Annotated in this window: 22 protein-coding genes; 7 read left to right on the top strand and 15 right to left on the bottom strand. The window is 70.4% G+C overall.

What is annotated here, in order from left to right; genetic code table 11:
• Positions 1–16: 16 nt before the first annotated feature.
• The 14 genes from ACIG36_RS08265 to ACIG36_RS08200 all read right to left on the bottom strand — a co-directional run bounded on the left by ACIG36_RS08265 (position 17) and on the right by ACIG36_RS08200 (position 12,533).
• Positions 17–1,012, bottom strand: coding sequence for an NAD-dependent epimerase/dehydratase family protein (locus tag ACIG36_RS08265; RefSeq protein ID WP_399923880.1), 996 nt, complete (start codon positions 1,010–1,012; stop codon positions 17–19).
• Positions 1,013–1,043: 31 nt separating this feature from the next.
• Entirely contained in the window at positions 1,044–1,880 is an 837-nt protein-coding gene (locus ACIG36_RS08260) for an aminoglycoside phosphotransferase (RefSeq protein WP_399923877.1), read from the bottom strand.
• The gene (locus ACIG36_RS08255) at positions 1,877–2,533 is read right to left on the bottom strand and encodes a histidine phosphatase family protein (RefSeq protein ID WP_399923874.1); all 657 of its coding nucleotides are present in this window, start codon (positions 2,531–2,533) and stop codon (positions 1,877–1,879) included. The genes ACIG36_RS08260 and ACIG36_RS08255 overlap by 4 nt, the downstream gene beginning before the upstream one ends.
• Complete coding sequence (locus ACIG36_RS08250; protein WP_399923871.1) at positions 2,530–3,279, bottom strand: phosphotransferase; 750 nt, start codon at positions 3,277–3,279, stop codon at positions 2,530–2,532. Before ACIG36_RS08250 ends, ACIG36_RS08255 begins: the two co-directional genes overlap by 4 nt.
• Positions 3,276–4,121 (bottom strand): class I SAM-dependent methyltransferase, encoded by an 846-nt coding sequence (locus tag ACIG36_RS08245; protein ID WP_399923868.1) that lies wholly within the window; start codon positions 4,119–4,121, stop codon positions 3,276–3,278. The genes ACIG36_RS08250 and ACIG36_RS08245 overlap by 4 nt, the downstream gene beginning before the upstream one ends.
• 31 nt (positions 4,122–4,152) lie before the next feature.
• Complete coding sequence (locus tag ACIG36_RS08240) at positions 4,153–4,665, bottom strand: topology modulation protein (RefSeq protein ID WP_399923865.1); 513 nt, start codon at positions 4,663–4,665, stop codon at positions 4,153–4,155.
• Positions 4,666–4,758: 93 nt separating this feature from the next.
• On the bottom strand, positions 4,759–5,817 hold the full coding sequence (locus ACIG36_RS08235) for a hypothetical protein (protein ID WP_399923862.1): 1,059 nt from the start codon (positions 5,815–5,817) through the stop codon (positions 4,759–4,761).
• Entirely contained in the window at positions 5,814–7,532 is a 1,719-nt protein-coding gene (locus ACIG36_RS08230; RefSeq protein ID WP_399924036.1) for a carbamoyltransferase, read from the bottom strand. Before ACIG36_RS08230 ends, ACIG36_RS08235 begins: the two co-directional genes overlap by 4 nt.
• A gap of 6 nt (positions 7,533–7,538) precedes the next feature.
• On the bottom strand, positions 7,539–8,489 hold the full coding sequence (locus ACIG36_RS08225) for a thymidylate synthase (RefSeq protein WP_399923859.1): 951 nt from the start codon (positions 8,487–8,489) through the stop codon (positions 7,539–7,541).
• Between the two features lie 62 nt (positions 8,490–8,551).
• Positions 8,552–10,345, bottom strand: coding sequence for a hypothetical protein (locus ACIG36_RS08220; RefSeq protein WP_399923856.1), 1,794 nt, complete (start codon positions 10,343–10,345; stop codon positions 8,552–8,554).
• Positions 10,342–11,052, bottom strand: coding sequence for an HAD family hydrolase (locus tag ACIG36_RS08215; protein WP_399923853.1), 711 nt, complete (start codon positions 11,050–11,052; stop codon positions 10,342–10,344). Before ACIG36_RS08215 ends, ACIG36_RS08220 begins: the two co-directional genes overlap by 4 nt.
• Positions 11,053–11,140: 88 nt before the next feature.
• Positions 11,141–11,326, bottom strand: coding sequence for a hypothetical protein (locus ACIG36_RS08210; RefSeq protein WP_399923850.1), 186 nt, complete (start codon positions 11,324–11,326; stop codon positions 11,141–11,143).
• Positions 11,323–11,640 (bottom strand): DUF6415 family natural product biosynthesis protein, encoded by a 318-nt coding sequence (locus ACIG36_RS08205; RefSeq protein WP_399923847.1) that lies wholly within the window; start codon positions 11,638–11,640, stop codon positions 11,323–11,325. The genes ACIG36_RS08210 and ACIG36_RS08205 overlap by 4 nt, the downstream gene beginning before the upstream one ends.
• A 98-nt stretch (positions 11,641–11,738) precedes the next feature.
• Positions 11,739–12,533: a TauD/TfdA family dioxygenase gene (locus tag ACIG36_RS08200; RefSeq protein WP_399923845.1), complete on the bottom strand. Its 795-nt coding sequence runs from the start codon at positions 12,531–12,533 to the stop codon at positions 11,739–11,741.
• A gap of 168 nt (positions 12,534–12,701) precedes the next feature.
• Here ACIG36_RS08200 and ACIG36_RS08195 point away from each other — a divergent pair, with 168 nt between their 5' ends.
• Together ACIG36_RS08195 and ACIG36_RS08190 are read left to right on the top strand one after the other, a co-directional pair.
• Positions 12,702–13,121 (top strand): NUDIX domain-containing protein, encoded by a 420-nt coding sequence (locus ACIG36_RS08195; RefSeq protein ID WP_399923842.1) that lies wholly within the window; start codon positions 12,702–12,704, stop codon positions 13,119–13,121.
• Positions 13,122–13,145: 24 nt separating this feature from the next.
• The gene (locus ACIG36_RS08190; protein WP_399923839.1) at positions 13,146–14,306 is read left to right on the top strand and encodes a helix-turn-helix domain-containing protein; all 1,161 of its coding nucleotides are present in this window, start codon (positions 13,146–13,148) and stop codon (positions 14,304–14,306) included.
• Positions 14,307–14,326: 20 nt separating this feature from the next.
• On the opposite strand, the gene ACIG36_RS08185 is transcribed toward ACIG36_RS08190, so the two are convergent.
• Entirely contained in the window at positions 14,327–14,533 is a 207-nt protein-coding gene (locus ACIG36_RS08185) for a hypothetical protein (RefSeq protein ID WP_399923836.1), read from the bottom strand.
• A gap of 197 nt (positions 14,534–14,730) precedes the next feature.
• Between ACIG36_RS08185 and ACIG36_RS08180 the strand changes: the two genes are divergently transcribed.
• From ACIG36_RS08180 to ACIG36_RS08160, 5 genes are all read left to right on the top strand, one after another.
• Positions 14,731–15,078, top strand: a complete 348-nt coding sequence (locus tag ACIG36_RS08180) for a helix-turn-helix domain-containing protein (RefSeq protein ID WP_399923833.1) — start codon at positions 14,731–14,733, stop codon at positions 15,076–15,078.
• 25 nt (positions 15,079–15,103) lie between these two features.
• A complete protein-coding gene (locus ACIG36_RS08175; RefSeq protein ID WP_399923830.1) occupies positions 15,104–16,117 on the top strand; it encodes a hypothetical protein in 1,014 nt (337 codons plus the stop codon).
• Entirely contained in the window at positions 16,114–17,001 is an 888-nt protein-coding gene (locus ACIG36_RS08170; protein ID WP_399923827.1) for a phosphotransferase enzyme family protein, read from the top strand. Before ACIG36_RS08175 ends, ACIG36_RS08170 begins: the two co-directional genes overlap by 4 nt.
• A 307-nt stretch (positions 17,002–17,308) precedes the next feature.
• Positions 17,309–18,307, top strand: coding sequence for an Acg family FMN-binding oxidoreductase (locus tag ACIG36_RS08165; RefSeq protein WP_399923824.1), 999 nt, complete (start codon positions 17,309–17,311; stop codon positions 18,305–18,307).
• A gap of 127 nt (positions 18,308–18,434) precedes the next feature.
• Positions 18,435–19,313, top strand: a complete 879-nt coding sequence (locus tag ACIG36_RS08160; RefSeq protein WP_399923821.1) for a universal stress protein — start codon at positions 18,435–18,437, stop codon at positions 19,311–19,313.
• Positions 19,314–19,399 lie beyond the last annotated feature (86 nt).

Raw genomic sequence — 19,399 nt, 5'->3', positions numbered from 1 at the left:
CCTCTCTGCGGCGAGGTCAGGCCGCGGCGGGGTAGGTGGACCGGGCGAGCGCCTGCATCTGGGCGCGCATGCCGCTGGGCAAGTCGGTCGTGGCTCGCCAGCCGAGAGTGGCTTCGGCGAGCCGGGTATCGGCTCGGGTGCTCAGGACGTCTCCGCTGCGTGCCATGTCGGAACGAACGTCGATTTCCCGGCCCGCGAGGCTCTGGGCGATGTTGATCACGTCGATGAGGGAGGCGTTGGTCCCGCCGCCGATGTTGACGATGCTCGTGTTGTTCGAGGCGGCGCCGGCGGCGATGGTGGCGGCGACCACATCGTCGATGAAGGTGAAGTCCCGGCGCTGGTGTCCGTCTCCGTACAGCCGCAGGGAGCGGCCGGTGAGCGCGGCGTCGAGCGCGCGGTGGATGAACATGTCCGGGCGCTGGCGGGGACCGTAGACCGTGAAGTACCGCAAGGCCACGACGGACGTCGGGCATCCGGCGCGGGCGGCGTGAGCCAGGCACAGCTGCTCCTCGGCGAGCTTGGTGACCGCATATGGAGAAGCCGGGCGGGGGCGGTCGCTCTCGACGCTGGGCCCTCCGCTGGTCACCCCGTAGACGCTTGAGGAGGAGGCGACCACCAGGCGGGGGACGCGCATGCGGGTGGCTGCCTCCATCACGCGCTGGGTGGCGAGGATGTTGGAGCGGACATACTCGCTGAACTGCCATCCCCACGACGGGCGCACACCGGGGACGCCGGCCAGGTGGAAGACGACGTCCGCGTCGACGAGCAGCGGGTCGATCGCGCAATCGATGAGGTCGGCGGTGACGGGGATGTAGCCGTCGCGGCCGTGCAGCACGCTGAGGTTGGTGGCTGTGGCCTCGTCGCTGGCCGGGCCGCGCCGGTCCACGCCGACCACGGTGACGCCTGCCTGGAGGAGAGCGTGCCCGAGGTGGGAGCCGATGAATCCGGCCGCACCCGTCACGACCGCGCGCCGGATGACCGGTGCGGTGATGGCGGAGTGGATCTCTGACATAGGGACCTCCGAACGGGTCGTGGCGAAGGGGTTAGCTCAGGCGGGAGAGGACGGTGCGGCCGTGGGCGGTCAGGGTGGAGTCGTCCTGTTCGTGTCCGCGGACCAAGGAGGTGGCGGCTTCGATGGCGCCGAAGCGCTCGAGAAGGCGCTGCTCGGTGGCGGACGGGCGGGATCCGTAGCCTTCGAAGAAGGCGTCGCGCAGGTGCGGGGCTGCCTGCCAGCGGCGGAATTCGAGCCGCGCGAAGTCGCGCACGCGGGCATCACGTCGCATGTGCTCCATGTCGATGACCCGGAACTCGTCTCCAGTGATCCAGTTCTGCGGCTGGTAGTCGAGGTGGCAGACGGCGCTGTCCATCGGGGTGCCGGCCAGCTCGTCGGAAATCCGGTTGAGGAGCCGATGTTCGACTCGTGAAAGGAGGCCGGCTCGCTCGGCCTTGGCGATCCAGCTGCGCAGGCGGGTGGCGAGCTCGATGCTCAAGGCGCCGGCGCTTCGCCCTGCCGTGCCCCGGTGCAGGGACCGGAGGACGTGGCCGGCGTCGTGGTGCGCCTGTTCCTCCTCGGGGGATCCGGGAGGCAGGCTCTGGCCTCCTTGCCCGTGGACGGCAGTAAGCAGCAGCGTTCGCGTGGCGTCCTGTCGGCCGACGAGCGTCGGTGCGTGACCGTGCAGGTGGCGGACCCACGTCGTGTAGGCCCGGACCTCTTGGGCGTAACGGCGCGATCGCTCGTGCTGCTTGGCGAAGTAGACGTTTCCTAAGCTGTCGGCGAGGCGCAGTACCTGCAGCGGGAGCGCCGGGTCCGCGATGGCGGTGACCTCGCCGACAGTGCTGCGAGCGAGTTGGACGCGCGGGTCGTCGGATTCCGTGCTCACGGCGCGGGCTCCGTGGCTGGCCCGGCGAGGTGCGCGGCGTCGTTGTGAACTTTCAGCAGCCACCGGTGCTGGCCGAGCCGGTTGAGGTGACGCTGCCACCGGCTGATCGAGGCGTGGGAGACGGCGAAGCCGGCATCGGTGCCTGGGCCGAGACCGAGCAGTAGGGTGTGGGCGGCGATCACGGTCTCGCCGTGCGCGGCGAACAGGAGGCGGTCGCCTTCGTGCGCGGCGATGAGGTCGCGGAGAAAGGCACCGGCCCGTTGCAGGTAGCCGTTCCAGGTGTCGGATCCCTCCGCCCACGGCTGGTCAGGGTGGACGTGCGGCGCGCCTCCGGCGGCGGTTTTCACCTCGGTCCAGGGTTTGCCGTCGGCTGCGCCGTGGACAGGACCATCGAGGCCAGGGTGGGTGCCAACCAGCAGGCCGAGGGCCTGGCCGAGGATCTCGCCGGTCTGGCGGAGCCGGAGCCGGGGGCCCGTGTAGAGCGCGGTGAATGGGGTGCTTCGGTGCTCGGCGGCCAGCCGGGCAGCCGCCAGCGTCACCTGGGCGTGGCCGCGGGTGGTGAGTCCGGTGCAGGTCGCGGGCCCGCCGACGACGCCGTCGACGTTGCACTGGGCCTCGCCGTGCCGGATGAAGACGAGTTCGGTGGTGATCACGTTGAGCCTCCGAATCCGGGGACGCCGAAGTGGTAGCCGTTGCGTCCGGTGTACGGGGCGGTCAGGTGCACGTGGAGGGTGAGAAAGGCGTGAAGGCGCTGGAGATCGGTGGCGGCCAGCCGGGCGTCGTGGCGGGAGGCGGCCTCGTTGTAGAGGTCCAGGGCCTGCTCGATGCCGGGCGGTTCGATCGGACCGTGCGTCATGATCAGCGCGGTGATCAGCTTGGCCAGGTCATATCCGAAGGGGGCGAGCGTGAGGTCGTCGGTGTCGACCGTGAAGATCGTGCCGTCGGTGGTGATCAGGAAGTTCCGCGGGTTGCTGTCCTTGTAGAAGGCGACGGGGCCTTCAGCGGTCGCTTCGAGGAGCGCGAGCAGCATGTCCAGTACCGACGTATCGGGCAGGTGGCCCTGCTCCAGCCGCTTGCGCAGGGCGACCTCGCGGCAGGCGGCGTAGTCGGGGAACAGGGCGCCGTCGGGGAACACGTGCGGCCTGGTGAGCGAGGCGCGGTGCAGGTCGCTGGTCCAGGCGGCGCCGTGGGCATGACCCAGCAGGCCAGCCAGGCGTGGCAGGTCGTGCGGCTCGGCGTGTCGGCCCTCGATCCACGCGAACGTCAGGCTGGTGGGGGCGGTGGCTGTGAGCGCGGGTTGGAGCATCGGCCGGGCGTGCGCGGTCAGCCAGTGGTGGTGCCGGGCGGCTTCGGCCGCTTGCCTGGCGCTGACGTAGCGCTTGGTGAACGTGGAGGTCATGGCCGGCCTCCCCGGTGCCGGGCCACGACATAGGTGATGACGGAGCTGGTGGTGATCGACTGCTCGGGGAGCGCTTCGTGGAGTGCCTTGGCCAGTGCGCCCGGGTTGCCGTACAGGCCAGGGGCGAGGTGGTACTTCGGGTTCGTGGCGAGGTACTCCGCCGCGTGATCAAGACCGTCGAACGTGAAGCGGTGCTCCTCGTGCTCGGTCTTGATCACTTCCAGGCAGGTGTCCGTCAGCCCCGCGAGGTTGCCGCTGTGCGCGGCGGTGTAGAGGCTCTCGTGTTCCTCGGCGCGCAGGTCGAGCCCGGCGCCGGCGACGAGGGCGTCCATCTCCCGGTAGCTGTCGAGTGATTTGGTGACCAGGACGGCGAGTCCGTCAACAGCCAGCACGCGGGCGATCTCGGCGAGGGCCCGCTCGGGCCGCGGCGAGTGGTAGAGGCAGAACGCGGCCACCACCGACCCGGCTGAACCGCTGGCCAGGGGCAGCTGGTGGAAGTCCGCCTGGACGAAGTCCGTACGAACACCGCGCTGCCTTCCCGCCCGCTCGCGAGCGTCGGCTAGGAGCGCCGGGGCCAGGTCGATGCCGATCAGTCTCGTCGGCCGGAGCTGCTCGGCCAGGGCCCGAGTGGTGGTACCGCGTCCGCAGCCGATGTCCACCACCAGCCCGAGCGGCGGTGCGCCCTCGCCGCGATGATCCGTGAGGCTGCGGACGATGGCCTCGGGCACCGGTCGACCGGAGATCTTCGCGCGCATGAGAGCGCCGGTCCGGCGGGCCAGCCGGGTAGTACGACCGTACAGATCGCGATGCTGTTTGGGGTCGAGAAAGGGGTTGGTGATCACGAGCCGCACCCCCGCAGGGGCTGCGACCGGGTCAGCTGTGCTCGGCGGCGACCTGTCGAAGCCAGCGGCGCGTGTGGCGTCGGCTGGTCAGCAGCACTACGGTGGCGTGTCCGGCGGCGAACTGCTCGATCTTGGCCATGACGCGGGGTCGCATCTTGCGCCGGTACGTCGCGACGTACTTGATCACGCCCCAGTGGATGCGGTTGTGCACCCCGTTGCCCTGGTGACCGGCGCCGTGCCGGATCTGCCGGGAGAAGATCCCCCACAGGGCGGCCGGCGTCGAGACGTCCATGAGCACGACCGTGTCGCAGGCTTCGAGCCGGATCTGGAGCGTGGAGTTGTAGTTGCCGTCGATCACCCAGGCCGGCTCGGCGACGAGCTTCCGCTGCAGCTCGGCGAACTCCGCCATGGGCAACTCGTCCCAGTCGTCGTCGTAGAACGCGGCATCCAGGTGCGTCACCGGCGCGCCGAGCAGGGCGCCGAGCTCGCGGGCGACGTGTGACTTGCCGCTGCCTCCGCAGCCGACGACGGCGACTTTCTTCATGGTGCTCCAGCCTAGGGCTACGGGGACGGCCGGGCGGCCTGGCTGCCGGGAAAGGTCCGGGTGATCCGGGACGGGCTTTCCGAGCGCGGTGATTCATCGGGCCGCTCCTCGGCAGGCACCCGCCGGGGTGCTGGTGACCGAGTCGAGGACGGCTTCCAGCGCGTCCACCTGGCGGCTCAGACCGAAGAGCTCAAGGCGGGCGAGGCAGGCGGAGATCAGTTCCGCGTGTCGGCGGGTGCCGGCGATCTTCTTCAGGTCAGTGATCTTGCGGACCACGTGGCCGCCCGACCGGACCACCAGCTCGTCGGGTACGAACCGCTCGACCTGCCGGATGCCGGACGGGGCCAGCGGCAGGCAGCCGGCCAGCACGGCCTCGAAGATCCGCTGCGTCATCTGGCCCGTCGCGGCGTACCGCTCGGGCAGCAGCAGGACGGTGGTCAGCGCGTCACCGTACAGGTTGGCGACTTCCGTGAAAGGGACCCGTCCGAGAAAGGTGACGCGCGGCCAGCGACCGGTCTGGGTCCACTTGCCGCCGACCCGGTGCTCGAAGCAGGAGGCGGCCGGGGCGAAGAAGCGGTCGAAGGCTTCGTCGCGGTCGTACTGGTTGCCCACGTAGGCCAGCGGCACCTCGCGGGGCTTCATCGCCAGAGTGTTCGGATCGGCCTGGGCGAGCAACCCCTCGTCGACGGGGAACAGGAGCGTGCGGGCGCCCGGGGTGGGCTCCAGGGCGGCCTCGCACACCGCGACCGTGGAGCAGCGTCGCCAGATGCTGTCCGGTCGCAGCTGGCGGTCCTTGTCCCAGATCACCGTGGGCACGCGACGGTGCGTGGTGTAGTGCAGCAGCAGCTCGGACTGGCGGTGCAGATCACAGGTGTGGCCCGGGGCGCCGCAGACCGTGGTGTTGCGCCCTTCGATGGGCCAACGCCACTCGAGGAACAGGACGTCGATGTCGGGGAACCCGGTGTCGAAGGCGTAACGGCTGTCGACAGTGTCGCCGGCTTCGAGCCGGTCGCGGTCGGCTTGCAGGAAGGCGATGTCGTGGCCGCGCGCGAGGAGGGCGTCGACCAGGGGACGGCGGTGGCTGCGGCCTCCGTCGGGGGTGTCGGTGATTCCGTTGCCGAGGAAGCCCCAGAAGCTGTATCCGATCTTCATTTGGTGATCCACCGGCCTTCCAGGAGCAGCGCGTCCAGCCCGGAAGTCGCGAGGCAGTCGAGTGCCATCTCCGGAGTTCCGCAGATGGGCTTGCCCTTGACGTTGAGCGACGTGTTGATCAACACGGGGACGCCGGTGCGGCGCCCGAACGCCTGGAGAACGTCGTGCATGAAGAGGTTCTGCTGCGCGGTGACGGTCTGGAGCCGGGACGTTCCATTGGCGTGGACGACGGCGGGGATCCGCTCGCGGGCCTTGGCAGTGACCTGGGACGCCATCGACATGTACGGGGCGTCCTGGCCGAGGGTGAAGAACTCCCCGGCCCTCTCGGCGAGGGTGATGGGGGCGAACGGGCGGAACGGCTCTCGGAACTTCACCGTGGCGTTGAGCCGTTCCACGACGCCGTCCTCCAGAGGGGAGGCGAGGATCGACCGGTTTCCCAAGGCACGGGGGCCGGCCTCGACGCGTCCCTGGAACAGACCGACGATCATCCCGTGGGCCAGCTGGTCGGCGAGGAATTCCGCGGCTTCTGTGCCCAGGGGCTTCTGCTTCAGGCCCGGCCACCGGGTGAGGTCCGGACGGGGCTGAGGGTAGGACGGCCCGAGGTAGCAGGCGCGAGCGACCCCTTCGAGAGGCTGCCGACTGCCGGTGTCCGCGTGCACGGCGATCGCGGCGCCGATCGCCGTGCCGGCGTCGCCCGGCGCGGGCGGGACGAAGACCTCATCGAAGATCCCTTCCTCGATGATCCGCCCGATGCTGACGCAGTTCGTGGCCACGCCTCCGCCCACGCACAGCCTCCGCGACCCGGTGACCCGGTGGGCGCGGCGGGCCAGGTGGAGCATGACCTGCTCGGTGCGTTCCTGGAGCGCTGCGGCGAGGTCCTGGTGGACCTGCTGACGCTGTTCTCCTGGGTTTCGCGGTGGGCAGGTGTCGGTGGTGAAGAGGGGTGAGATCCGGGGGTAGCCGGAGTGGAGGACCCGTGGGGGGAAGTAGGCCGGGTCCACGACGAAGCCGGTGGCGGTGGTGCGGAGCGCGCGGGCGAAGACGGGTCGGAACCGGGCGGCGTCGCCGAGGGCCGCGAGCGCCATCACGGTGCCCTCCTCGTCGCCGCGTCGCCAGCCGAGATGTTCGGTGACGGCCCCGTACACGTAGCCGAGGGAGGCCGGGTCGTAGATCTTCTCCAGGGAGCGGATGCACGGGCGTTCGGCATGGTGGCCGTGTGCGACGGTGGTGGTCTGCCGTTCTCCGAGGCTGTCCACGACGAGGACGGCCGCCTCGTCCCATCCCGAGGCCGCAAAGGCGATCAGCTGGTGGGCGCGATGATGCAGTACGGGGACGACCCGGGCGCGGGGAAATTGCCGTCGCAGATATTGGAGGCGGCGCTGCGTGCGTACGGCGACCTTGGCGAACCCGGTGGCGCGCGGCAGGACTCGCGAGCGGGTTGCGCTCGACAGCAGCAGCCGCGCCGTGGCGGGGACCTCGGCCAGGTAGCGGGCGGGCTGGAAGTTGTACGCGACGGCGTCCACGTCGGTCGGCGCGAGGCCGGCTCGGCCGAGGAGCCAGGCGATGGCGTGGTGCGGGTATTCCCGCGTGTGCTTCTTGCCGGAGAGACGTTCCTCTTCGACGAAGCCGACCAGCTCGCCGTTCACCAGGAGGGCTGCGGCCGAGTCGTGCGTGAAGGAACACAGGCCGAGGACGACGGCGGGTACCTGATCCACCACGTCTCACCCTTTCGCTGCGGATGGGACGGAAGCGCTGGCGCGGCGGTTCAGCTCGCCGTACCAGTGGATCAGCGCCTCGCCGAGCGGTCCGTCGACGGTCGTGGCGATGCGTTGTGCCTCCGGGTGCGCCCCGCGCTTCCACAGGCGGTAGCTGCGCATCGTCGCGGCCATGGAGTCCCAGGTGGGATGCCCGGTCTCGCCTCCGGTTTCGACGCGGTCGAGCAGTTTGTCGAAGCCCTCCCATGGGGTGGCCAAGGCGGGCATGACCTGGCTCGCGTTGACGTCGGCCAGGCCGTCGGCCTGCTCGAGGTCACGTTCGTAGATGTGCAAGGAGCCGACCTGGTGGTGGTACTCCCCGAGCTCGGCGTCCAGCCATCCGGCGACCAGCTCGTGCAGCGTGGTGTAGAAGAACAGGTCGTACGGCATGCCGATCCACACGTCCTGGCCGCGCATGCTCGTCGTCATGTGCAGGCGGCCGGCGCGCAGGTGGAAGCGGAAGCCGAGGGTGCACGGGACGTCCTTGTGCCCGGCGGCGTCCCGTGCCGGATCGTAGAGCTGGATCAGGGCCCGGCGGGAATCGGGGTCGTCCTTGAGGATCTCGACGACCCTCTGGAGCTGGTCGGTCCTCCCGGCCCAGTTCCGCATCCGGGGCCCATACGCGCCCTGGAGAATGCCGTCGTCGGCGTAGTGGCGCAGCCGTCCGTTGAACTCGTGGATCCACGGGGCGTCGGTGCCGGACAGGTACCAGACCGTCTCGGCCACGGCGAATGCCGGGTTGATGATCCGGGCCGGCGGAGCGCACAGCAGCCGTGCCCTGGGCTGGGTCAGCCGCATGGCGACGTTGAGGACCTCGCGGGTCGCCATGCCGCGAGGGCTGGCTTTGTCCCCGTTCTTGGCCATTGCCACGGCTCCGACAAAGAGTTCGGCAATGCTGTCGGCGGTCAGATGCGTCATGGTTGCGTCTCCTCACCTTGCGATTCGCCAGGGCCAGTGCCCCGGCATGGTGGTGAACGTGGCTACGCCGGGCCGGTCCGGGACCGGTCGACGACGAGGCGGGCGATGTCGCTGGCGCTGGTGCCGCGCCAGTGGCACACCACGTCGGTGGCCCTGCGTGATCCCTGCGGCTGGGAGGGCGCGCTCAGCGCGTTGGCGATGTCGTCCGCCGAACTGCAGCGCTGGGCGAGGCCATGGTCGGCCAGGCCCAACGTCCGCCCACCGGGATGAGCAAGTTCGAGAACCGGCACATCCAGCAGCACGGCCTCGATGCCGCAGGTGGAGTAGGCACTCAGGACCGCGTCGGCGCCGGCAAGGCACCCGCGGGCGCCGATCCCCGGATCGGCGGCCGCCACCGGCGGCCTGCTTGCCCTTTCGAGGAAGAGGTCGAAGGAGCCGGCGCTCTGCGCAGGGTGGGGCGCGATGACCAGGCCCCAATCCCCCTCGGCCTTCCCCATGCCCTCCAGGACGAGGTCCCCCTGGGCGCGGAGAAGGTCGGGGCCGAAGGGTTGGCAGGCCCACACCGCGATCTTCTCCGGCCGGCGGCCCGCGCGGGCGGACAGAAGGTCGTCGAGGTAGCGGCGCTGCCGCTCTTGATCGAGGCCGGCGAGGGCATCGAACCGCGGCTGCCCCAGGGCGTGGACCTCGGCGTCCGGGTGCCGTGCCCAGGCCCTCGCGGTCGCGACGTCCCGTTCGCCCATGACGACGATGTGACGGCTGTGCAGGGCCGGCCACGCCACCGACTGCGGGGTCCAGGCTCCGTGCTGGACGTAGACCGTCGTGATGCCGTGCCGTTCGGCCGCATGAACCGCGAGCGCGCCCAGCGGGCTGGTGTCGTTGCAGAGCAGGACGGTGTGCGGCCGAGTGGACGCGAACACGCCGTCCAGCCAGGTCTCGGCGCGGAGCACCGCGCGCCAGGACGGTTGGGTGCTGCCGCCGCTCGTCTCGACGACGTAGGCAGCAAGGCGCTCCAGCCGGTCCAGCCGCACGGCCAGCCCGCGGACGCGGATTATCTTGTCGTCGTCGCCAGGGTCCTCGTCGGTGGAGGCGGGGCCGGAGACCGTACCGGCGGGGGAGAGGAGGTCGGCTGGCGCCGGGCACAGGTGGATGGACGGGGTCGTCGGCTCCGGGTATCGGTCCGCGGAGTTCGTGGCCAGATCGACCAGGACACTGGGGTGGCCGTCGCGGGCCAGTTCCTCCAGCACCGGCAGGATGGTCTCGGCGTGACGGGATGACCACGACAACGCTACGACTGTGGACTGCGGCAGCGCCGACAGTATGGAGCTGGGTACGGGCGAAGCCTGCGCGGGGGAGACCGTGAGCTGCCCGAGCTGAGCCGACCGCATCGGATCGTTGGCAACCGGCGCGCCCAGGAGGTAGGCGATACCGGACCAGCTGACGGTGTAGAGGCGGTACTCGCGGGAGCTTGTCTCACGCCTCCCGATCAATGCTTCGCCCGCGGCGGGGATGATGCAGCCGGGGTTTTGTGCGAACGGCTCCCACGCGCTCAGGGCAAGCAGCTTGCGCACAAGGCGACCGACGAGTCGACGCACCGGAACGTGCTGCACGTGGAGCCATGAGGCCCCACCGGGGGTCAAAGCCCGCTGGCCGCTGTGCGCCTCCAGCTCGGCCATCACGGCCTGGACGTGGGAGTCCAACTCCTGCCGATCGATGGGCGCATCCTCGAGATCCGTCGTGGCGATCCACGCCGCCGTCCGCTGGGCCGGCAGGGCGTCTTCCGTGACGAGCGCCCACCAGCACGCCCCGTCCGCCCCCACCCGGGCGAGCAAGAGCGGGCCTACGGCGACCGGGCTCACAGCAGACTCCCTTCGAGGAAGGGCCCGGAGTGCCGGCCCTCACCGAGGAAGTGCAGGAGATCTTCCGGAGCGCGCGCGATCGGAGGGACCGGAGCACCGGGAGATCCATAGCCCCATTCCGCGTGGACGTAGGCGACTCCAGCCCGGCGCGCCGCTTCATGGTCGACCGCCATGTCGCCCACGAAAGTGGCTTGCGCCGGATCAGCACAGAGATCGACGAGCGCGAGCAGCAGAGGATCGGGGGCCGGCTTGCTGCGGCCAGGACCGCCGGCTGCGCGAACCGAGCCGAATGGGCACCCGAGCTGCGCCAGCAGCGGGGCCGCACGATCCAGCGGCTTGGACGTGACGACACCGAGCAGCCACCCGCGAGCGACGAGGGCATGGAGCACTTCCTCCACGCCCTCGAACGGCCGAGCCAGATGGGCGACGGCCTTCGACGCTTCCGAGTACGTCCGATGCACCGCCCCGGCGTCGGTCACGGCCAGGCGCTTCATGATGTCGTTGAACGGGCGGCCCAAGTGCTGCTCGTACTGTTCGAACGGCACATCGATGCGGTGGCGCTGCTGGACCGCGCGCCACGCCTTCTGCATCACCGGTCGTGTGTCGAGCAGGACTCCATCGAGGTCGAGGAGCAGCGAGCGCTGGCCGCCGCGGCGCGCCGGATCGGTGTGACGACTCTGTATCGCGGGGCGAGGTGCCGAGGCCATGTTCTTCTCCCTCGAGTCGGGGTGGAAGTGCCGTGGTTCGAAAGGGCGTGCCGAGTCTTCGGATGTCAGCGAAGCGATGCGTGGGCGATCACTCCTCGGGCGGTAGATCGGGCACGCTGGCCGGCGGTGTGCTCGGGACGGCGTTGTGGTGGTGTTCGAGCTGTCCGAGCAGCCCCAGCGTGGCGACGACGCCGACCCCGTACGTCCACTTGCACACGGTGCCGACGGGGTCGTACCAGACGAGTCGGCGTCGAGGCTGTGCGCGGCCCCTCATGACGCGGCTGCCGGGTAGGGCTGCTCGAAGCCCGGCTCGGCGAGCGCGAGAGCGAGGAGATCGCGACAGATGTGGGCGACCTCTTGGGCGTACACGCAGCGCACGACCGCGGGCCCGGTCTTCGGTTCGTTGTTCAGCCTGTTTCGCACGGATGCGGCCATGAAGCGGATCTGGTCGTCCTGGCCGTACCGGGCCCAGTCCTTTGCCTCGATCTCGGGCAGGAGCAGCTGGATGTGGCCGCGCAGACGCAGCAGCAGGTGATCGACTGTGGCGGCCAGCGGCAGCCTGCCGAGGGTGACGCGGACCGTGCTCATGATGTCGTCGACATCGATGGGGTAGTCGACCTGCCTGGACTGGGGAGCGCCCCGGCGAGTAGCGCGCGGTCGGCGACCAGCAACCGTCTTGAGAGTTCTCACGACACGACCACCCGCCCGGATGCTGCCGGCCTCGCGGCGGATCGCGAGGCGGGCGCGAAGCCGCGGAGGAGGGGGAAACGGGGTTCGCCGAGGACGCGCCAGCACAGGCGGTTGCCGGTGAAGGATTCGCGGGCGTGGAGCCAGCGCTGGTTGTCGATCAGGTAGCCCTGACCGGCGTCCAGCGGGAGCCGGACCTGGTAGGTGGTGAGCGCGCTTCGGAGATCCGGCAGGTAGCTCTGCACGGTGGGGCTGAAGCGGGCGAGGCCGTCGAGCCTGAGCCGTACGGATACACGGCCGTCGGGATGCTCGGTGAACACCTGCGTCGCGTGGCCGTCTCCGCCGCCGAAGAACGCCGTGCGCTCCTTGCTCAGCGCGACGATGGCCTCGCGGCGGCGTGCCGCGATGTCGGTGTAGACCGCGCGGCCGTCGGTGAGCAGGCAGTCGCCGCCGTCGTAGGCGGGGGTTCCGCAGACCAGCAGCATGAGACGGGGCGGCTCAGGGACACCGGAGCGCTCGGTGTGCGGGGCGAGTTCGCCGTTGCCGAAACCCCCGTATCCGGCAAGGTGCGTGTGGCGTCGGGTGTCGCGGAGGGTGGTGAGCCCGTCGGGGTCGCTGTCGCGGTGAGGGGTGATGTTCATGATCCGGGAGGTGAACTCGCGGACGATGGTGCGGGAGGTGAAGCCGCTGAGTGTGATCATCCCGGTGTCGCGTAACCGCTCGTGGACCATCTCTTCGGCCCGCGACGACTGAATGTCGACGTAGTGGGCCGTGTACGGCTTCGCCTCGCGCATCAGTGCGCTCCTCTCCTCGGGGACGGTGCGGCCAGGGTCGACTCGGACCGGCGGCGCGGTACAGCGACGGATTGTCGACTCGGACAATTCGCCTACATGAGCAGAGAGTTGCCGGTTGCGTGCTATGTTCCGCACGCCCCAAGGACCGGCGACGCACGAAGGACAGCGATGACCTACACGCCCCCGACCTGGCCCGTCTCCGTCAAGGCCGTCGCCCTGGACATCCACCAGCGCGTGCTGCTGCTCAAGAACGAACGCGCGGAGTGGGAGCTGCCCGGCGGTCGCCTCGAGTACGACGACGACAGTCCGGAGACGACGGTCGAGCGGGAGCTGCTGGAGGAGACCGGCTGGGAGGTGAAGGCCGGGCCGCTCATCGACGGCGGCGTGTGGATCTACGAGCCGATCCCCGGCCGGCGCGTGCTGATCGTGACGTACGGGTGCACGGTGCTCACCCCGTACGAGGAGCCGGTCGTCAGCCACGAGCACAAGGAGATCGGCCTCTTCGCAGCCGACGAGCTTCCAGGGCTGAACATGCCCGACGGCTACAAGCGCGCCATCGCCACCTGGTACGGACAGCGGCAACGCTGACCGGCCGCCGGGAAGAGCGACGTGATGCCGCCGACGCCCCGCCCCGCCGCCCGCCATGTGGTCTGGCACTGGGCGACCCCGCAGGCCGAGGCCGTCCTCGCCAGCCGCGAACTCGGCACGATCCTGCGGTTCCACCGGGCCGTGCACCGGCTCAACCAGAGCGAGCTCGGCGATGCCCTGGGGTACGACAAGACGTACGTCTCGGCCCTTGAGCTCGGCAAACGCTCGCTGGACGACGTCGGCTCCCGCCGGCGCGTCGCGGAACGACTCGGCCTGCCGCCGCACGTCCTCGGCGTGACCGACGCCGCCGACACCGACCACCGGGCCATGGTGCAGTTCGGGGAGTCGACCGTCCGGCTCGCCGAGATCGCCCGCCAGTCCGGCCACGCCTCCGAAGCCGTCGCCGAGCTCTGGCCGCTCGTCGCCCGCCTGGAAGCCCGCGTCGAAGACGGGCACAGCGAACGTGACGTCGTACGGCTCCTCGCCCGTGCCCGTGTCGGCCTCGGCGTCGCCCTCGGCAACGTGCTCCCCGAGGAGCGCCTGGCCACCGCGGCTCGCTGGACCGCCCGCAGCCTGGAAGCGGCCCGCCACCTCGGCGACGACCCCGCCCTGCTCTCCGGCATCCTGCGCATGCACGGCAACGAACTGCGCAAGGCCCGCCTCACCGGCGCCGCTGTCGAACGCCTGCGCCACGCCGCCGCCATCGCGCCCACCACCGACGACCGCGCCGCCGTCCTGCCGCTCCTGGCCCGCGCCGCCGGCGCCCTCGGCGACCAGGAGCTGTTCGACACGGTGATGCGCGAGACCGACAGCCTTCTCGACCGGGCCGCGCACACCTCGCTGTTCAACCCCTACTCGCTCCACGAGATCCGCCTGCGCGGACTCCTGGCCACGGGCCGCGCACCGGCGGCGATACGGCTCGTCGAGGAACGGCCGGCGCTCACGACCAGGGTGGCGCCGCAGTGGCGGGTGATCGAGCTGGTCACCGTCGCCCAGGTCCGTCTCATTGGCGGGGACCGGGCGGGGGCGGCCGAGGCCCTGGACGTGGCGGTGAGCGAAGCGGTGGTGCAGCGGCTGCCGCACCAGCTGCAGCGCATGATGCGTGCCGCCGGCCGGCGGCTGCCGGACATCCGGGCCGCCGCGGGCGAGGCGCTGGACCGGATGCGACACGAGATGGCCGCGTAGGACTGCGACAACGAGCCCGCTCACCGGATCTGCCCGGGGCCGAGATCGGGGAACGGGACCGCGCGGGCGAGGTCGTAGTAGACCTCGAAGTCGTGGGCGGGCCAGGTCGTCGCATCGCCGTGGGCTTTCCGGTAGCGGGCCCCGACGGGGGATTCGGCGGGGCTCTCGAGCTTCTGGTCCGGGTGGGCGGCGGGTCCGGACATGGCCGTGCCAGGAAAAACGGGCATGGGGAGGCTCCAGCCTGAGCGTTCTGCGCGTTGTGTACGGGGGATGGAACGCGTTGCCCAAAACCGGGGAGAATCATGGTCGTTGGGTCATGCGCCTGGGCACGGATACTGCACTTCGCCGCCACGGCTGTGAAAGCAGCGGATGCGTACGGTCCCCGGGTGTACGCATCAACGGCGTGGACGATGGAGGAGACGCGATGCCGCAGCCGCCAAAGCCACTGAACCCGACCGGTTCGGTCAGAGAACGGTTCGGTGCCCATCTCCGCCACTGGCGCATGGTCCGGGGTCTGTCGCAGACGCAGCTCGGTGCCCTGGTCCACGTCAGCGGCAATCAGATCGGCAAGATCGAAAAGGGTGAGCGGATATGCCGGGTGCCGCTGGCGCGCCTTCTCGACGCCGCGCTCGACACGGGCGGAATCCTGGAGTGGATGTGCCCCTACGTGCAAGCCGAAGCGGACAACGGTCGGCGTGATGCGTACAAGACCGAGGACGGGACAGACTCCGATGAGTGTTCCCGAGGCGGTCATGCTGTCTCTCGACGATGACACGCTGAGTGACAACTGGAGTGACGTGCGACGCCGTTCCTTCCTCACCGCCGGGGGTGCGACCGCGATAGCGGCCTCTCCCTTCTCCCACCTGCTCGCCCCCACCGAGCCCGCGCAGCTGCCGGCCGTCGTACGCCTCCAGGACATCGAGCAGATCCAGGACGCCGCGAACGTGGTCTCCGGCTGGGACAACGCCTATGGCGGGGGCGGCATCGTCCGCCAGGTGGCCACGGCACAGCTGAAGTGGGCCTCTGCCCTCCTCGAGTGCCGCTGCCCGGAGAAGATCCGGCCGCAGCTGTTCGCCGCCGCCGCGCGGCTCGGCATGGTTGTCGGCGCCACCGACTTCGATGCGTACGCCCACGACGACGCTCGCCGTGTGTTCGCCTTCGCCGCGGCCTGCGCCGAGGAGGCCGGGGAATGGCACCTGCGTGCGAAGATCTACAGCTTCCGGGCCCGGCAGGCCATCTGGCTCGGCGACGGAGACACCGGCTTGACCCACGCCGAGCTCGGCCTCGCCCGCTCCGACCGGCTGACCGCAACCGAGCGCGCCATGCTCCACACCGCCCGGGCCCGCGCCTACGCCAAGCTCGGCGACACCGAAGCCGCGCTCAAAGCCATCGGCCAAGCCGACGACGCCTTCGCCCGCCGCGACCCCGCCGCCGACCCTCCGTGGATGGCCTACTACGACGAAGCCCAGCACCAAGGCGACACCGGCCACGCCCTGTACGACCTGGCACTCGCAAGCCACCACCATCCGGCGGCCGTGGAACGCTTCGACACCGCGGTGAAGCTCCACACCGATGCCTATGTGCGGTCACGGGCGATGTCCCGGACGAAGCTGGCCGCCCTGCACATGGCTGTCGGGGATCCCCGCGAGGCCGTCGCCATGGGAGTGCTGGCCCTTGAGGATGTCGGGCAGATGCGGTCCCGGCGAGCAGCGGACGGGCTGCGCGAACTCGCGACTCTCGGATACCGACACCGCGCCATGCCGGAGGTCACGGAGCTCCGCGAGCGCATCAGGGAGACGATCAACGCGTGAGCACCGTGGCCGCACAGTCCCGCGGTGTCCTCAGAGCCGCCTGCCGCCAGGTCGGACTCCCTGATGAAGGGGCCCAGCCGATACGAATCGCCGGCAACGCGATCTGGCGGCTCCCCGGTGGGATCGTCGCCCGCATCGGTCGCCCCGACGGCCGGGAGATCGCGGAACGAGAACTGGCTGTGGCCCGCTGGCTCACCGACAACGGCGTTCGCACCGTCCGTCCGGCGATCGCCGACCGCCCCGTCCTCGTCGACGGCCGACCGGTGACGTTCTGGGACGAGCTCCCACCTCATCGGCCGGGGACCGCCGCCGATGTTGCCCGGCTGCTGAAGCAGATGCATCAGCTCACCCCACCAGCCTTCCTCACCCTGCCGCCGCTCGAACCCTTCACCAAGCCCACGCGCCGCATCGCCGAGGCCGGCCTCCTCACCACCGATGACCGCCGCTGGCTCCAGGACCATGCCGGCCAGCTTGCCGCGGACTTCGCCGGCCTCCCGGCCGGCCTGCCGCTGTGCGCTCTGCACGGCGACGCCTGGGACGGCAACGTCGCTGTCGATGCCGACGGCACCGCCTACCTCCTCGACCTGGAGAACACCTGCTACGGACCACCGGAATGGGACCTCGTCTCCACCGCGGTGAAGCACCTCACGACCGCCACCGTCACGGCAGCCGCATACGAGGACTTCTGCTCGACCTACGGCATGGACGTCACCTCATGGCCCGGGTATCCGGTCCTGGCGGGCATCCGGGAACTGCGCATGGTCACCTTCGCCCTCCAGATCGCCGATGAACACCCGCATGCCCGCGCCGAGGCACAACACCGGGTCGACTGCCTGCGCGGCCGAAAGGGCTTACGCCCGTGGACCTGGACGGCAGTACCGTGATCCGGCAGGGCCGATGTGGGCCGGGGCAGGCGGGGGGCTCTGCCGTTGAGGGCAGACGCCCGTGGGGGCGGGCGCCTTGCTGGAGACCTAACGACAGCGGTCACTCGGGCGGCAAGGCCACCTGGCACAAACTCGAAAGCCCAGGCCGCTTCCGCTAAGGGGCAAGTGTTCGGCGGTGATGCCGCTTCGGCCGCAGAAACCGGTGTCCGGTAACAGGGCTGACCGGCCCATGCCGTGACCGTCCTGAGGAGGGAGGATGGGAAGAGAGTCGGCGTCGCTGCCGGAACTCGCCGGAAGGGAGATTTTCATGACAGCAGCTCCCGTCCTGGATGACGCCCGAGTGGCGGAGCTTGTCGGTGAGGCGGTGACCGCCCCTTCGATGCACAACGCGCAGCCGTGGCGTTTTCGCTACTCGCGGGGAGACGGAACGTTCCGCCTGTATGCGGACCCCGAGCGGAACATGCCGCACTCCGACCCCGACGGCAGGGCCCTGCACATCGGCTGCGGAGCCGCCCTGTTCAACCTGCGCGTCGCACTCGCGGCGGCCGGCCTCCACGCAGATGCCGCACTTCTGCCCGATGCCGAGGACGCCACTTTGCTGGCCTCGGTACGCACGACAGCTTCGGACGGCGGTGAGGATACGGGGCTGAGATTGTTGGAGCCGGCGGTCCGGCAACGGCATACCAGCCGGTACCCGTTCGCCGAGGAGGCGATTCCCGAGAATGTGCGTACTGCCTTGATCGACGCAGCTCAACGGGAGGGTGCCGTTCTGTCCTTTCCCGAGTCCTGGCAGGCGCGGTGGGTGGAGGAGCTCGCCGAGGAAGCCGAGGCGCGCAATCTCACCGACCGTGGCAGTGAGCAGGACCTCGCCCGGTGGACGCGGATCGGCGCCGACGAGGCCGACACGGCGACCGACGGTGTTCCGGAGTACGCCTTCGGGCCGCGCAAGCACGGTGGGCGCGCGCCGATGCGGGACTTCTCCGGCGGGCAACCGGTGGCCGACCGGGGTACGACACCCTTCGAGCGCACCCCGCACCTCGCCGTCGTGAGTACCGATGGTGATCAGCCGGTGCATTGGCTGCGAGCGGGCCAGGCCATGGAGCGTGTGCTGCTGCTCGCCACTCTCAAGGGCCTGGCCACGTCGTTCTCCACCCAGGCCCTGGAATGGCCGGACCTGCGCTGGCCGCTGCGTGATCCTTTGACCGGGACGGGGTCTGTGCAGATGATCCTGCGCCTTGGATACGGACCGCAAGGCCCAGCTACTCCGCGTCGCCCCGTGCGTGAGGTCCTGGCCATCGAGGATTGAGCCCCGTAGGCCGCGCCGAGCCCCGACAGCTCCGGTGGCCGCCCCGTCCGGGTGGATCCAGGCTGGAGACGGCGAGTCGCGCACCGGGCCCGCTGACGCGAAAGGGCAAGTGACGGAGGTGGCCGTCATGGATCAGGCGCCGATCATGGTGGGGCTCGACGGTTCCCCAGAGAGTCTGGCTGCCGCTTTGTGGGCGTCCGACGAGGCCGAGCGCCGAGGACTCGGGCTGCGCCTTCTGCATGCGTGGATACTGCTGGCGGGCGAGCCCTCGACCGGCCTACCGCCGGGCGAGGACCAGAATTACTGGGCGAAGCGCATCCTGCGTGCTGCTGCGACGGCCGTGTACGAGCGGCACCACGACCTCTCCGTGACCGAGGACCTGGTGGCGGAAGAGCCCGAGACCGCTCTGCTGGGGGCGGCCGAGGAATCGACGATGGTGGTACTGGGCTCCCGCGGGCTGGACCGCCTGGCGAGCTTCTTCCTGGGCGACATCAGCCTCCAGGTCGCGGGGAGGGCCGAGCGGCCGGTGGTCCTGGTCCGGGCGACCGGAACCGGTGGACAGCCGGCACCTGCCGTCGGCGCTGCCGACGTGGTCGCCGGCGTCAGTCTGCACGGTCCGTGCGACAGCGTGCTGGAATTCGCCTTCGAGGCCGCTGCGGCACGCGACGCGTCGCTCCGGGTCCTCCACGGTTGTCCGTTGCCGGTGCAGGCGTACGCGCCGTGGGGAGTCGATCCCGACGTGGCGGGCGAGATCAGCAAGGAGGCCGAGGAGAGGCTCTCAGCTGCCGTACGGCCGTGGCGCGATCGTTATCCCCGGGTTGCGGTGACCAGCACGGTGCGGCTGGGCAGTGCCGCCCGCGCTGCTCCGGAGGCCGCGGACGGCGCCGCTCTGCTGGTGGTCGGCAGGCGTCGGCATCACCCGCCGGTGGCGCCACGCCTGGGGAACGTGGCCCAGGCGTGCGTGCACCATGCGGCCTGCCCGGTCGCCGTGGTGCCGCACGACTGAGGCCGGGATGAAGATCTCCGTGCTGATGACGAGGCCCCCGGTCACGGGGACGGCAGGCCACCGCGTCGGTGGACGCGTTGACGGCG

This window comes from Streptomyces sp. NPDC053048, from assembly GCF_044547045.1.
Lineage (GTDB): Bacteria > Actinomycetota > Actinomycetes > Streptomycetales > Streptomycetaceae > Streptomyces.
This window is presented reverse-complemented; position numbering and strand designations above follow the sequence as displayed.